A 13,929-nucleotide genomic window follows, 5' to 3' on the forward strand; every position below is an offset into this window, starting at 1 on the left:
GCGGAGGTCAGTCCGTACGGGCGTACACCCGCAGCGACGGATCCTGCGCACGCAGCTCGTACGCGTACTCCTCCTCGTCCTCGCTCACCCGGGTGAAACCGGCGCGCGCGATGACCCGCTGGGAGGGCGCGTTGGTCCGCTCTATGGCCGCGAAGAGGATGTCGAGCTCGTCGTGGGCGAGGGCCCAGGCGGCCAGGGCGCGCAGGGCCTCGGTCGCGTAGCCGTGGCCGCGGGCGTTCTCGGCGAGGTCGTAGCCGACTTCCGCGCGGCCGTCCTCGTCGGGCGCGCCGTGGAAGCCCATCGCGCCGACCGCCCGGCCGTCCTCGGTCCGTACAAGCACGAACATGCCCCACTCCGGGCGGTGCACCCCGCTCTCGTACGCCTTCAGGACCATTCCGGCGGCGTCCCGCGTGCCGTCGAAGGGGCCGCCCTCGATCCACTCGAAGCCGCCGGTGCCCCCCGCGCGCAGATCGGCGGCGGCGGCCGGGGTGACTCCTTGGAGCGTGAGCCGTCCGGCCTCGATCACCAGGTTGTTGCTCCAGTGCCACTCGGTGAGCGGGGCGCGGCCGGGCAACTCGCCGCGGCCGGTCGCCCACAGGAGGGTGAGCCACGGGTCGGACCCCGGCCTGACGTGCGGAAAGATCCGGGTGAGTACGTCCGTGCAGAGCTCGGTCGGCGGGTCGTAGGCGACCCCGAGACCCTGCGCGATGTCATGCGTGTGCAGCAGCACCTCGGTGACACCCATCGCGGCGAAGCCCTCGCGGTTCGCGCTGCGGAACGGATACGGGTGGAAGGCGCGCACCTCGCGCGGCGTGGTGCGCACGGCGGCGGCGAGCAGGGCGCCGGTCGTCTCGATCACGTCGACGACGCCCGCGTTGTCGGTGCCGTCGTCCAGGGTGATCTCGAAGGGCACGTACGCCGTGGTGGCCCGCCCCGCCAACTGGCCCGCGTACGCGAGGAGATCGTCCGCGATGTGCTCGGCGGTCCTGCGGCAGCTCCACTCGAGACGGCCCGCCCCGACGCCGTCCCAGTCCCGCCCGGCCACCGCCCGCAACAGCGCGACGGCGCCCGCGACGGCTTCCTCCACCTGGTCCCCACCCATGGATCGCATGCGGCTGAGGATAGGCGCGGTCAGACGTCGTTACGTACTGGATTGTTGGTCCTGTCGGCCTTTTCGGCCTTCTTGTTCATGGACACCACCACGCGGGAGGCCCGGGTACGGCGCTGGAGGCGCAGCGAGACCGCGGCCACCCCCAGGCCCGTCACCGTCATGGCCGCGCCCGCCCAGGCCGTCGCCGCGTAGCCGAGACCCGCGTCGATGACCGTGCCGCCGACCCAGGGGCCGCCGGTGTTGCCGAGGTTGAAGGCGGCCGTGGTGGTGGCACCGGCCAGGGTGGGGGCGGCCCCGGCGAGGTTGAAGAGCCGGGCGTTGAGCGCCGGGGCGGTGAAGAAGCAGGTGACGCCGAGGAGGAAGGAGAGAGCCACGGCCGCGATCGCGTACTGCCCCAGGAGCGCGAGCGCCACGAGGACGGTGGTCGAGGCCGCGGTGCCGGAGAGGAGCACCCCGAAGAGGTGCGCGTCGGCGACCCGCCCGCCGATCGTCGTACCGATCAGCGCCCCGACCCCGAAGAGCGCGAGCACGCTCGGCACCCAGCCGTCGTCGAGCCCGGCGACATCCGTGAGCAGCGGCGAGAGATAGCTGAACGTGCAGAAGACGCCGCCCGCGGCGAGCATCACGAGAGCGACGGTGAGCCGGACCTGCGTGTCACGGTAGATGGAGAGTTCCCGCCTGAGCTGCGGCGTCTCGTCGGGGAGCGGGATGCGGGGGATGAGGGTGACGACCCCGACCAGGGCGATCGCGGAGGCCGCGCCGACGGCCCAGAACGCGGACCGCCAGCCGAGATGCTCGCCGAGGAAGGCACCGGCCGGGACCCCGAGCACGTTCGCGACCGACAGGCCGCCGATCATCACCGCGAGCGCGCGGGCCCGGGAGGTCACCGGGACCATCGCGATCGCCACCGCCGCGCCCACCGCCCAGAAGCCCGCACAGGCGAGGGCGCTGACGATCCGGGAGGCGAAGAGCACGGCGTACGTCGGCGCCAGCGCGCCGGCGATCTGGCCGAGCCCGAAGACGGCGATGAGCGAGACGAGGGTGGTACGGCGGGGGAGGCGGAGGGTGGCCACGGCGAGCAGCGGCGCGCCGACGACCATGCCTATGGCGAACGCCGATATGAGCAGACCCGCCTGCGGAATGGTGACACCCATGTCGTCGGCGATGGGCGGCAGGAGCCCCGAGAGCATGAACTCGCTGGTCCCGAGGGCGAAGACGGAGAGGGCGAGGATGTAGACGGCGAGGGGCATGCGGGCGCCGGGCGGCGGACCGGGGCGGCTCACTTGGCGGCCTTCCGGGGTGGGTTCGGTGAGTCCGGGGTGGCTTCGGTGAGGTGGGCGAGCTCGCGCCGGATGTTCTCCCGGGCCCGCTCCTCCCACTCCCGTGTTCCGTACGGGGTCCTGAACAGCCGTGACAGGTCGAGGAGTTGACGCAGTACGGCCGCCCGGCCCGCCCGGAACGCCTCGTCCGGGACGAAGGCGTACTCCTCGCGGACGGCGGCGGTGTAGGCGGCGTAGGTGTCCGGGGCCGAGGCGAGGATCGCGAGGTCGGCGTCGCAGAGGACCTGGCCGTTGCGGTCGTCGTCGGTCGGGGCGTGGGTGACGGTGAGCCGGACGAGACGCCCGACCTCGACCGACTTCTCCTCCCTCACCCCGGCCTCGGGGAGGGCGCGTTCGGCGAGGCGGGCGGAGCGTTCCTCGTTCTCGGAGCGGTCGGGGAGGTAGACGGCGTCGTGGAACCAGGCGGCGAGGCGGACGAGGGCGGGGTCGTCCGCGTACTCCTCCAGTACGTCGATGTGGTCGAGGACCGCGGTCAGGTGCGCGACGGTGTGGTAGTGGCGCTGTGGCTCCTGCCAGCGGGCGAGGAGGTTGTCCGCGTACGGGGCAGGGTCGGGGCCGCCGGGGGAGCGGGCGCCGTCGAGGGCATGGGACCAGCGGGTGCGCAGCGCGTCGAGGTCGGGCATGCGTCGATTCTCCCGCTTGGGCTGCTTGGCCCCTAGGGCCTGTCCGGCGGAGCAGGCCGGAGAGAAGCGTCGGTGCCTCATGAGCACCGGCGAGTGACGACAACGCGGCAGATGCGCGTGCCAAACCCCGCGTCTCCGGCATGATCCGCCGGACAGGTCCTAGCGTGGAGGGCATGACGACTCCTGCTGACGTGTACGAGGCGAGGGATCCCGGGCTGCCGGGGCGGCTGCTGACCGTTGAGCGCGACGCGCTGATACCGCTGCTGCGGGCCCGGCCGGGGGAGGACTTCGGGCTGCCGACCGCGTGTCCTGGGTGGACCGTGCGGGATGTGCTCGCGCACTGCGGGGCCGCGCTGACCCGGGTGGTGGAGAGCCGGTTCGAGGAGGGGGTGTTCTCGCCCGAGGCGAACGACCGTGACATCGCCGAGCGGGCCGGCTGGTCCGTGGGGGAGATCGTGGACGAGCTGGAGCGGGGGATGAGTGAGGCGGGGGTGGTTATCGCCGAGGCGGGTGGGGTGCTGGATGGGGTCGCGCTCGGGGAGTGGGTGCATGCGGGGGATGTGCGAGACGCGTTCGGGGAGCCGGGGGCGTATGCGGGGGCGGGGCTTCCCTACGCGTTGACCTTGCTCGCGCGCGTCAGCCGCGAGAGGGGGCATGTCCCTGTGCACGCCGACCTCGACGATCTGGACGAGCCGTTGCGGTTGGGTGGCGTGGCGGGGGATCGGCCGCCGGCGCGCTACATCGGCGACGCCCCGACACTGATCCGGCTGTACGCCGGGCGTCCTGTTTCCGGCACGGGGTACGAGTTGGCCGGGGCGGCCGAGCGGGACCTGAACATCTTCGGCTGACGCGCCGCCACGACAGCGCCCCAGCCTCCCCTCGCCCCCGCCGCCCCTACCCGTCCCATCCCCGGGGGCTCCGCCCCCGGACCCCCGAATCGGCCTGAACGGCCTCGTCCTCAAACGCCGGACGGGCTGAGTGATGCGGGCCGGGGTGGGTGGGTGGACCTGGGGGTGGGTGGGGCGTCGGCCTCCGGCCTTGTCCTCAATCGCCGGTCGGGTTGAGTGATGCGGGCCGGGGCGGGTGGACCTGGGGGTGGGTGGGGCATCGGCCTCCGGCCTTGTCCTCAATTGCCGGTCGGGCTGAGTGTGAGGGCCGGGGTGGGGTGGACGTGGGGTGGCCTCCGGCCTCGTCCTCAATCGCCGGGCGGGCTCAGGGATGCGGGCCGGGGTGGGTGGGGTGCGGCCCCTGGGATCAGGGGCCCCTTGAACGCCGGCCGAGCCGAGGCCTTCAGGGGCGAGGGGAACTGCGCGACAAGCCCCCACCGTCCCGCAGCCAAAGCACTCCGCGCGGACGGGGAATTCGGGGCGGAGCCCCGCCTTGGGGGCGCGGGGAACTGCGCGACGAGCCCCCACCGTCCCGCAGACGAACGAATTCGGATGGGCGGGGGATTCGGGGCGGAGCCCCGTCTTGGGGGGCGCGGGGAACTGCGCGATCAGCCACCGCCGTCCCGCAGGCGAACGCATTCGGGTGGACGGGGATTCGGGGCGGAGCCCCGATGATGTGCCCCGGTAAAGGGCGAGGCCTTCTCGCGGTGGTCGGTGATCGCGGCGTACCCTGAGATTGGACTAGACCTGTAGCCGCCCCAGAGGAAGAGGCCCCATGAGCGAGCGCAAGCGTGCAGTTCTGGAGGTGATCGCCCTCGGCGTGGAGGACGCGGTCGCCGCCCAGGCCGGAGGCGCCGACCGGCTGGAGCTGGTCACCGACATGGCCGCCGACGGGCTCACCCCGGCGGTGGAGACCTTCGTCGGGATCCGCGCCGCCGTCGACATCTCGCTGCGCGTGATGCTGAGGCGGGCGGACGGCTTCGCGGCGGGCGACGCCAAGGACGTCGACGCGCTCGTACGGCTCGCGGGGGAGATGCGGGCCGCCGGAGCGGACGAGTTCGTGCTCGGTTTCCTCGACGAGCACGGCGGTCCCGACCTGTCCGCCGTAGAGCGGATCGTCGCGGAACTGGACGGCTGCCCCTGGACGTTCCACCGCGCGATCGACCGCGCCGCCGACCGCGACTCCCTGCGCAAGCAGCTCGCGGACCTGCCGGGCCTGGACGCGTACCTCACGGCGGGTTCCCCGGACGGCGTGGACGACGGTTTCCCGACCCTCCTCGCCGAGGCCGCCCGCCGCACCGAACCCGGCTACGAGCCCCGGATCATGGTGGGCGGCGGGCTGCGTCTCGATCACGTTCCTCGGCTGAGGGCCGCGCGGATCGACGCCTTCCACATCGGTGGGGCGGCCCGGCCCGGCGGATGGGACGGGCCGGTGGCGGTGGCGGCCGTACGGGAGTGGCGGCAGGTCCTGGACGCGTAGGGGCCGGCATCGACATGAAGGCCACGGAGAGCCATGGAGAGCCATGGAGAGCCGTGAAGAGCACGGCCGCACGCGTGCCTCGTCGCCGTCGAAGGGCCCGCCCGGCCCGGACAGGTCCTAGGCCAGCTGCTGCGGCAGTGGGGCCGCGTGGGTGACGGTCAGGCCCGAGACCGCTCGGGTCAGGGCCACGTACAGGCGGCGCAGCCCGGTCCGCTCGTCCGGCTCGCCGTCGACCACGGCCTGCGGCTCGTCCAGGACCACGTAGTCGTACTCCAGGCCCTTGGCGAGGGAGGCGGGGACGAGGGTGAGGCGGGTCTGAGCCGTCGTCTCCTCGCCGGGGCCCAGGTACGTCAGGCCCGCCGCCGCCAGCGCCTCGGTCAGTGCCGGGATCCGGGCGTCGGCGGCGATGAGACCGATCGAACCCTCGTTGCGCAGCAACTCCTCGCAGGCGTCCACGACCTGCTCGTCGGCGGTCGTCGGCCGCACCTCGAAGAAGCCCGGGTTCTCACGGACCGACGCCACCGGGGTCAGGCCCGGCGCGATGTGCGGCAGCAGTCGGGAGGCGTAGGTGATGACGTCGGTGGGGACGCGGAAACCGGCGGTCAGCTCCTCGATCACCGCGTCCCCCTTGCCGAGGTGCGCGAGCGCCTCGTCCCAACTCCGCGTCGCCCAGGGGGTCGTGCCCTGCGCGAGATCACCGAGCACGGTCGCCGAACCCGTCGTGCAGCGCCGCCCCACCGCCCGGTACTGCATCGGCGACAGATCCTGCGCCTCGTCGAGCACGACATGGCCGAGGGAGTGGGTGCGTTGGACGAGATCGGTGGCCTCGTCGATCAGCACGGCGTCGGCGGGCGACCACTTGGCCGACTTCACCGACCGCACCGGCTTCGACCAGAGGATCTCCTTCTGTTCGTCCTCGTCGAGGATCCCGTCCGCGTGGACGGCCAGGAAGTCGGCGTCGGTGAGCAGGCGAAGGACCAGTTTGGCGGGGTCGACCGGCGGCCAGATCGCCTTGACGGCCGCCTTCACCGCGGTGTTGCGGGCCACGGCGTCCTGCACCCGGTCGTCCGGTGCCTCGCCCGAGCGCTCCATCTGGACCAGCACGGCGTGCGCGATCCGCTGCGGAAGGGCCTCGCGGGCGGCGCCGTACCGGATGTCGCGGTCCAGCAACTCCCCGACGATCGTCTCGAGTTCGTACGCCGGGACACGCCAGCGCCGCGACCCGCGTACGACCACGACGCCCTCGGTCGGGAGCGTCACATGCGAGCGGACGGCCCGGCGCAGCACCTCGGCCATCCGGGCGTCGCCCTTGACGACAGCGGCGGTCGCGTCGTCCGTCCCGTGTACCTCCACATGCGCGACGAGGTCGTCGACCGTCGCCTGCTTGACCTCGAGCTCGCCCAGCGCGGGCAGCACCTGCTCGATGTAGTGCAGGAAGGACTTGTTCGGCCCGATGACCAGGGTGCCGGTGCGGGCCAGCCGCTCCCGGTGGGCGTAGAGGAGGTAGGCGACGCGGTGCAGGCCGACGGCCGTCTTCCCGGTGCCGGGGCCGCCCTGCACACAGACGGAGCCCGCGAGACCCGACCGTACGATCTCGTCCTGCTCCGGCTGGATGGTCGCCACGATGTCCCGCATCGGGCCCACGCGCGGGCGCTCGATCTCCTGCTGGAGCAGCTTGCTGGTCGCCGCGGCCTCGGAGGGGTCGGACAGGTGCTCGTCCTCGTACGCCGTGAGGTCGCCGCTGGTGTACCCGAAGCGGCGGCGCAGTCCGACGTCCATCGGGTCCTTCTTCGAGGCCCGGTAGAACGGCTGCGACACCGGCGCGCGCCAGTCGATGACCATCGGGTCGCCCTCGGCGTCGTGCACATGCCGGCGCCCGATGTAGAAACGCTCGCCCTCCGCACCCTCCGCCTTGTCGGCGCCGGGTGCGTGCAGATAGTCGAGGCGGCCGAAGAACAGCGGGGTGTGGCTGAGGTCGGCGAGGGCCTTGATCCGCTCGTCGATCTGGTGCTGGAGGACCGCGGCGTTCACCCAGTTCGCGGTGACGTCGGTGATGTCGAGGTTCTCCACGTCCTCGCGCATCGCGCGCAGTGCCGCGCGGGACGAGCCGAGGTGGGCGCGCTCGCGGGAGAGGGGGTCCTGGGCGGGTGGGGTGGACAACGTGGTGCCTCCGGAAGACCTGCTGCGTGTGAGTGGGTACGGCGGTCGAGCCGTTGGATGCTGTCCGGTTTCCGTCCGGGCGGCGGCACTCCGTCGAGGGAGGCGGGCAAGAGCGGAGATTCTAGGTCAGGGGAGGAGGTCCGGGCCAACCCTTTTTCGCGGCATCAGGGATGCGACCCCCATATCCCTAGGGGTCGCCGTCCGTCGTGAGGCGTACACGCAGAGGCCTGGAGGCGTACGAGGGGCCGCCGAGGTTCGGTCCATAGGCCGACGCCATATGGGGTCGCGGATTCCATCATGGATACATGAGCGCAGCAACCTTCACCCCAGGCCCTTCCCAGCGCGGTCCCGCCGCTCGTGGCGCGACCGCCTTCTCCGCCGCCCACCACCGCCACCGTGTCGGCGACGCCCTGCGCGCCGTCAAGGTCTTCGTGGGCGCGGCGTTCGGCGTGGTGCTCCTCGGTGAGTACGAGGAGGAGGCGGGCGTACGACACCGGTGAGCCGTCCGCCGGGGTGAACCGTCCCGGCACTAGGGTCACTCCGTGCTTCAGCGGAACGTGACCGATCGCTCACTCGACGAAGTTCTCCCGTTCTCCGTCCCCCGTTCCTCCGTCTCCCGCCTCCCCGCGTCTCTTCTGCCCCTCCTTCTGCTTGCCGCTTCCCTCGCCGCGTTCGCCGCGCTGTGTCTTCTCCGGCGCACCCCGATGGCCGACGCGCTCGTCTACCGGGCCGAGGGTGCGGCCGTCGCCCACGGCACGGATCTCTACGGGTTCACCGTCACCGAGTGGCAGCTGCCCGCCACGTACCCGCCCTTCGCGGCGGTCCTCTTCGTCCCGCTGGCCTGGCTCCCGCTGTCCGTCCTCAAGGCGGCCTTCGTCGCCGGGAACGTGGCCCTGCTGGCCGTGCTGGTCCGGCTCTCCTGCCGTCTCGCGGGCCTGCCGACGCGGCTGCCCGCGCTCTGCGCCGCCACCGCGCTCGCCCTGTGGCTCGAACCCGTCTTCCAGACCGTGCTCTTCGGCCAGATCAACCTCGCCGTCGCCTGCCTGATCCTCTGGGACCTGACACGGCCGCCCGGCGCCCCCGGCAAGGGCATCGTCCTCGGCATCGCGGCCGGGGTGAAACTGACCCCCGCCGTCTTCGTGGCGTATCTGCTGCTCAGGGGCCGGCGACGGGAAGCGGCCACCGCCCTGGCGGCCTTCGCCGGGACCGTGCTCCTGGGAGCGCTCGCCCTTCCCGCCGCGAGCGTCGACTTCTGGACCCGGCGGCTCTACGAGACCGGCCGCGTCGGCAAGGTGTGGATCGTCGACAACCAGTCGCTCCAGGGGCTGATTGCCCGGGCGCTGGGGGACCCGGCACCGGGTCCGCTGTGGGCCGTACCCGCGCTGGCCGTCGCGGCGGCGGGACTGTGGCTGGCCCGCCGCGCGCGCACCGACCGCCAGGGCGTCCTCGTCACCGCCCTCACGGCCCTGCTGATCTCACCCATCAGCTGGTCGCACCACTGGGTGTGGTGCGTCCCGCTGATCGCCGTGCTGTACGCCGATCACGGCCCGCGCCCGGCCGCCGCCACCGCCGTGGTCTTCGCGGCCCGCACCCTCTGGCTGGTTCCGCACCAGGGTGATCTGGACCTCGCTCTCCCCTGGTGGCAGCAGCCGTTCGCCTCGCCGTACCCCCTACTGGGGTTGGTACTGCTGGTTCAGATGTCGGTCAGGAGTTCGTCGGCGTCGACGATCCGGTAGGCGTACCCCTGCTCCGCCAGGAACCGCTGCCGATGCGCGGCGAAGTCCTGGTCGATGGTGTCGCGGGCGACGACGGAGTAGAAGTGCGCCTGGTGGCCGTCGGCCTTCGGGCGCAGCACGCGGCCGAGCCGCTGGGCCTCCTCCTGGCGCGAGCCGAAGGTGCCCGACACCTGGATGGCGACGGTCGCCTCCGGCAGGTCGATGGAGAAGTTGGCGACCTTCGACACGACGAGCACGCTGATCTCGCCCTCCCGGAAGGCGTCGAACAGCTTCTCCCGCTGCGCGTTGCTGGTCTCGCCCTTGATGACGGGCGCGTTCAAGTGCTCGCCCAGCTCGTCGAGTTGGTCGATGTACTGGCCGATCACGAGGATCTGCTGCCCCGCGAACTTCCGTACCAGCGCCTCGGTCACCTTCCGCTTGGTCGCGGTCGTCGCGCAGAAGCGGTACTTCTCCTCGGTCTCGGCGGTGGCGTACGCGAGCCGCTCGGCGTCGGTGAGGTTGACGCGGACCTCGACACAGTCGGCGGGCGCGATGTACCCCTGCGCCTCGATCTCCTTCCAGGGCGCGTCGAACCGCTTGGGCCCGATGAGCGAGAAGACGTCCGACTCGCGCCCGTCCTCGCGGACCAGGGTCGCGGTCAGGCCCAGCCGCCGCCGCGCCTGGAGATCGGCCGTGAACTTGAAGACGGGCGCGGGCAGCAGGTGCACCTCGTCGTAGACGATGAGTCCCCAGTCCCGGGAGTCGAACAGCTCCAGGTGGGGATAGACGCCCTTCCGCTTGGTCGTCAGCACCTGGTAGGTGGCGATGGTGACCGGGCGGATCTCCTTCCTCGTCCCGCTGTACTCGCCGATCTCGTCCTCGGTCAGCGAGGTCCGCTTCACCAGCTCGTGCTTCCACTGCCGGGCGGAGACGGTGTTGGTGACGAGGATGAGCGTGGTGGCTTTGGCCTGCGCCATGGACCCGGCGCCGACGAGCGTCTTCCCGGCTCCGCAGGGCAGGACGACAACGCCCGACCCGCCGTGCCAGAAGTTCTCCACGGCCTGCTTCTGGTACGGCCGCAGCGCCCAGCCGTCCTCCGCCAGCTCGATCGGGTGCGCCTCCCCGTCGACGTACCCGGCGAGGTCCTCGGCCGGCCAGCCCAGCTTCAGCAGCGTCTGCTTGATCTGTCCGCGCTCGGAGGGGTGCACGGCCACGGTGTCCGGGTCGATCCGGTTGCCGACGAGCGGGATGACCCGCTTCGACCGCAGGATCTCCTCCAGGACGGGCCGGTCGGTGGTGGTCAGGACCAGCCCGTGGGCCGGGTGCTTGCTGAGGGTGAGACGCCCGTAACGGTCCATCGTCTCGGCGATGTCGACGAGCAGCGCGTGCGGCACGGGGTAGCGGCTGAACTCGACGAGCGCGTCGACGACCTGCTCGGCGTCGTGGCCCGCGGCGCGCGCGTTCCACAGGCCGAGCGGCGTCACCCGGTAGGTGTGAATGTGCTCGGGCGCGCGCTCCAGCTCGGCGAACGGCGCGATGGCCCGACGGCAGGCGTCGGCCTGCTCGTGGTCGACTTCCAGGAGCAGGGTCTTGTCGCTCTGGACGATGAGGGGTCCGTTCACACCCGTCCCTTTCTGCGTGCCGTCACCCCGCGCGGATGACTGGCCAAACGTCCAGTGTGCCTCAAGAGGCGGTGATCACGGCTGGTCGTCGGCGAGCTCGGCGACCCCCGTCACGCGGTGCAACGGATAGGTGCGGACCTCGTCCGCGGTGTGGTCGTACGCCGTCACGAAGCCGCCCTCCACCCGGATCGGGGCGATGACGCGCTGGCTGGCGGCGCCCTCGGCGTTCACGTACCCGATCCACACCGCCTCGCCGGTCATGACGGCGGCCTGCATGGTGGCGAGGGTCTCGGCGGAGCTGGTGCGCGGCAGCTCGCCGTTGCCCGGCGCCGGTGCCTGCGTGTCCTTGCGCGGGGTCGTGGAGGCCAGGTCACCGGCGCGGATGGCGCGGACCGCGGCGCCGAGGAGGGTGGCGTCGGGCACCGGCGGACCGTCCGGGACCGGCACGGGGGCGGAGCGCGGCGGGGTGCGGTGGGCGTGCGCGCGGGTGATCAGCACATCACCCTCGGCGGACTCCGCGGCGGGCGCGAAGCCCATCGAGCGCAGGCCCTCCAGCAGGGCCGCCGGGTCGGCCTGGGCGGCGAGCACGGTGGGTGCGAGGCGGCGCAGCCGCAGTCCCTGCGAGCGCTTGTCGGCGAGGATCTCGCTCAGCAGCGCGTCGTCGTCGCAGCGGACGTAGGCCGAGGCCGCCCCGATCCGCAGATGGCCGTGCCGACGGGCCACGTCGTCGATCAGATAGGCGAGCGGCTGCGGGACGGGCGTGCGGGAGTGGGCCGCGAGGAACGCGTGCAGGTCCGAGGCCGACCGGCCCGCATCCAGAGCGCGGCGTACCGACCCCGGGGTGAAGCGGTAGACCGTCGCCCCGCCCTTCGACTCGACGTCCGCGAGCACGCCGAGCGTGTCGGCGAGGGGCCGCTCCAGCGGGCCGGGGGCGACGGCGGTCAGGTCCGCCTGGAGGAGGACGTGGTCCAGGGGCTCGGGCAGCAGCGGGGCGAGGAGCCGGGCGGCGTGGGCGGCGGCAGCGGCCTGCTCGGCGGGGGAGCGCGGGGTTTCGGAGAGGGGGGCCTCGACGGCGGGGCGGTGGTGTTTGTGGGCGGGGAGCTTGTCGCCGGGTCCGGACGGGGCGTGCGTCCCGGTCTCCCGCACGCTCGCCGACGGCAGCCCCAGCAGCGCCCGCCCCTGCGCCGAGAGGGCGCCCCGGCCGGTGACCCCCAGCAGCTCCGACTCGGACAGCGTCCACCGGGCGAGCCGGGTCCGCAGATCCTCGGCCGTGCTCCGGTCCCCGCGCGGCGGACGCTCCCACTGGAGGTGGGCGAGGACCGAGTCCGGGGTGGCGGCGGCGCCCTCGGGCAGGGTGGCGAGGAGGGTGAGGACGCGGTGGCGGACCTCGGGGGCCGCCGAGCGGTCAAGGCCGGGGCCCAGCGCCGACAACGTACGGTCCTTCGTGTCCCGTCCGCCGATCAGGCCCGCCGTACGGGTCGCGGCCAGCCACGCCGAGGCGAGCGTGGCCCACCGTTCGGCGGCGGGCCTCTCCAGCCACTCGTCGTAGGCGGGGGTGGCCGCGTACCGCTCGTCGGCCTCCCCGTCCGAGGCCAGCAGTCCCGCCGCGTAGGCGAGCTCGACCCAGAACGCGGCCACCGGCTCCGCGACGTCGAGCGCCACCGCCGTCCGCTTCAGGTCCCGCACGCTGAGCCCACCGGCGCGCAGTACGGCGGGCCCGCCCTCGTGCCAGTCCTTCAGCAGCTCCTCGACGGTGGCGAGCGCCGTGTACGCCTGGCCGGCCGCCGCACTGTCCACAACCTGTGGACGGTGCGTCCGCGCGGCCTCGACCGCCGGAGCCACCGGTTCCGTCGCCCGGTGCGCGCGGCCCGCCCGCAGATGCAGGGCGACCTCCCGGGGCAGTACGACCGTGCCGGGCCCCGTCGGCAGCAGCAGCCCGCGGTCGATCAGCCAGCGCAGATGGCGTGCCGGGTCGGCGGTCACCTGGCCGTACGGCGGCCCCCACACCAGCCGGGACAGCACGTCCACCGCCTCGGCCGGGGCGGTGTCGAGGAGCGCCGACATCCGGGCCCGGTCGGTGAACAGTGCGGTGAGCGAGGCGACGGCGGAGACGGAGTCGTGGGTGGTCGGCAGTCCGGCCTCGGCCACGATCTCCTGGATGCGCCCCGGGGACATCCCGGCCGTGGCTTCGGCGACGGTCGGGCCCAGGCCGGTGGGGGACGGGTGCTGGGGGGACGGCGCGAGCAGCTCGCGCGCCGTCCGTACGAGGCGCAGGCGGTCGTCGGGGCCCCACACCAGGGCCTGCTCGCGGAGCGTCCCCAGAGCGCGCGGGAACGCCGCCGTGACCGCCGGGTCGTTGTCGTCGCCCGCCAGCAGTGCGAGCAGTTCGTCGTGCGCCGCCGGTTCCGACGCGACGGCGAGGGCCTCCGCGGTCTGGAGCGTGAACCGGTCCAGGCGCTCCAGGGCGCGGACCACCGAGGCGCGGGTGCCGGCGCGGGTGGCGAGCTGGGTGAGGTCCGTGGGGACGGGGGTGATGAGGTCGGGGCGGGTGCGGAGGAGGGCCGACAGGGAGGCGTCGTCCCGGGCGCGGAGGGCTTCCGCGAGGGAGCGCGGAGCGGTGCCCTGCGGGGCGGGGTCCGGGGTTCGGTCCGGCGTGGGGTGCTCCTCTGTGCTCATCCGCTCAACGGTAGTGGTTTCTCGCCCCCGCCGCCCCTACCCACCCCATCCCCGGGGCTACGCCCCGGACCCCGGGTGTGTTGCCCGGCTGCGGGTGGGTGGGGGGCAGGGGCGCAGCCCCGCCCCCCAGGGGCGCGGGGAACTGCGCGACCAGCCCCCACCCACCCGCAGCCGAAGAACCCACCCGGGGGTCTGGGGGCGGAGCCCCCAGGTGGGGATGGGTCGGGTAGGGGCGGCGGGGGCGAAGAACTCGGGGCGTACGCGGTACCGTCGTGGCCACGGGGTCTACAACGTGCGCGCCCCGGAGGGGACTTC

The 13,929-nt window shown here is 73.1% G+C and carries 10 protein-coding genes; 4 read left to right on the plus strand and 6 right to left on the minus strand.

Going from position 1 to position 13,929, the window contains the following annotated elements:
- Positions 1-7 precede the first annotated feature (7 nt).
- Genes KVT44_RS15555 through KVT44_RS15565 form a run of 3 tightly spaced genes read right to left on the minus strand, consistent with a single transcriptional unit; the run spans position 8 to position 3,074 of the window.
- Complete coding sequence (locus KVT44_RS15555) at positions 8-1,111, minus strand: GNAT family N-acetyltransferase (RefSeq protein ID WP_217567478.1); 1,104 nt, start codon at positions 1,109-1,111, stop codon at positions 8-10.
- A 20-nt stretch (positions 1,112-1,131) separates the two neighbouring features.
- Positions 1,132-2,361 (minus strand): Cmx/CmrA family chloramphenicol efflux MFS transporter, encoded by a 1,230-nt coding sequence (locus KVT44_RS15560; protein ID WP_217567580.1) that lies wholly within the window; start codon positions 2,359-2,361, stop codon positions 1,132-1,134.
- A 29-nt stretch (positions 2,362-2,390) separates the two neighbouring features.
- Entirely contained in the window at positions 2,391-3,074 is a 684-nt protein-coding gene (locus tag KVT44_RS15565) for a hypothetical protein (protein WP_217567479.1), read from the minus strand.
- 173 nt (positions 3,075-3,247) lie between these two features.
- Here KVT44_RS15565 and KVT44_RS15570 point away from each other — a divergent pair, with 173 nt between their 5' ends.
- Together KVT44_RS15570 and KVT44_RS15575 are read left to right on the plus strand one after the other, a co-directional pair.
- On the plus strand, positions 3,248-3,922 hold the full coding sequence (locus tag KVT44_RS15570; RefSeq protein ID WP_217567480.1) for a maleylpyruvate isomerase family mycothiol-dependent enzyme: 675 nt from the start codon (positions 3,248-3,250) through the stop codon (positions 3,920-3,922).
- Between the two features lie 814 nt (positions 3,923-4,736).
- A complete protein-coding gene (locus KVT44_RS15575) occupies positions 4,737-5,441 on the plus strand; it encodes a copper homeostasis protein CutC (protein WP_217567481.1) in 705 nt (234 codons plus the stop codon).
- A gap of 117 nt (positions 5,442-5,558) precedes the next feature.
- Here KVT44_RS15575 and KVT44_RS15580 read toward each other — a convergent pair whose 3' ends face one another.
- A complete protein-coding gene (locus tag KVT44_RS15580; protein ID WP_217567482.1) occupies positions 5,559-7,601 on the minus strand; it encodes an ATP-binding domain-containing protein in 2,043 nt (680 codons plus the stop codon).
- Between the two features lie 305 nt (positions 7,602-7,906).
- Between KVT44_RS15580 and KVT44_RS15585 the strand changes: the two genes are divergently transcribed.
- On the plus strand, positions 7,907-8,101 hold the full coding sequence (locus KVT44_RS15585) for a hypothetical protein (RefSeq protein ID WP_099921993.1): 195 nt from the start codon (positions 7,907-7,909) through the stop codon (positions 8,099-8,101).
- 204 nt (positions 8,102-8,305) lie between these two features.
- Positions 8,306-9,337: a glycosyltransferase 87 family protein gene (locus KVT44_RS15590; RefSeq protein WP_217567581.1), complete on the plus strand. Its 1,032-nt coding sequence runs from the start codon at positions 8,306-8,308 to the stop codon at positions 9,335-9,337.
- Here KVT44_RS15590 and KVT44_RS15595 read toward each other — a convergent pair.
- Positions 9,295-10,938 carry a DNA repair helicase XPB gene (locus KVT44_RS15595; RefSeq protein ID WP_099921994.1) on the minus strand — a complete coding sequence of 548 codons (1,644 nt, stop codon included), beginning with the start codon at positions 10,936-10,938 and terminating at the stop codon, positions 9,295-9,297. The two genes, KVT44_RS15590 and KVT44_RS15595, sit on opposite strands and share 43 nt — an antisense overlap.
- 75 nt (positions 10,939-11,013) lie before the next feature.
- Complete coding sequence (locus KVT44_RS15600) at positions 11,014-13,614, minus strand: helicase C-terminal domain-containing protein (protein ID WP_217567483.1); 2,601 nt, start codon at positions 13,612-13,614, stop codon at positions 11,014-11,016.
- Positions 13,615-13,929 lie beyond the last annotated feature (315 nt).

Source organism: Streptomyces sp. GbtcB7 (genome assembly GCF_019091445.1).
GTDB classification, from domain to species: Bacteria; Actinomycetota; Actinomycetes; order Streptomycetales; family Streptomycetaceae; genus Streptomyces; species Streptomyces mirabilis.

Excerpts from the sequence above, each read along its gene's own strand:
- KVT44_RS15560 (WP_217567580.1), bottom strand. The coding sequence starts at position 2,361 with ATGCCCCTCGCCGTCTACATCCTCGCCCTCTCCGTCTTCGCCCTCGGG.
- KVT44_RS15600 (WP_217567483.1), bottom strand. The coding sequence starts at position 13,614 with ATGAGCACAGAGGAGCACCCCACGCCGGACCGAACCCCGGACCCCGCC.
- KVT44_RS15590 (WP_217567581.1), top strand. The coding sequence starts at position 8,306 with ATGGCCGACGCGCTCGTCTACCGGGCCGAGGGTGCGGCCGTCGCCCAC.
- KVT44_RS15575 (WP_217567481.1), top strand. The coding sequence starts at position 4,737 with ATGAGCGAGCGCAAGCGTGCAGTTCTGGAGGTGATCGCCCTCGGCGTG.
- KVT44_RS15555 (WP_217567478.1), bottom strand. The coding sequence starts at position 1,111 with ATGCGATCCATGGGTGGGGACCAGGTGGAGGAAGCCGTCGCGGGCGCC.
- KVT44_RS15585 (WP_099921993.1), top strand. The coding sequence starts at position 7,907 with ATGAGCGCAGCAACCTTCACCCCAGGCCCTTCCCAGCGCGGTCCCGCC.
- KVT44_RS15570 (WP_217567480.1), top strand. The coding sequence starts at position 3,248 with ATGACGACTCCTGCTGACGTGTACGAGGCGAGGGATCCCGGGCTGCCG.
- KVT44_RS15565 (WP_217567479.1), bottom strand. The coding sequence starts at position 3,074 with ATGCCCGACCTCGACGCGCTGCGCACCCGCTGGTCCCATGCCCTCGAC.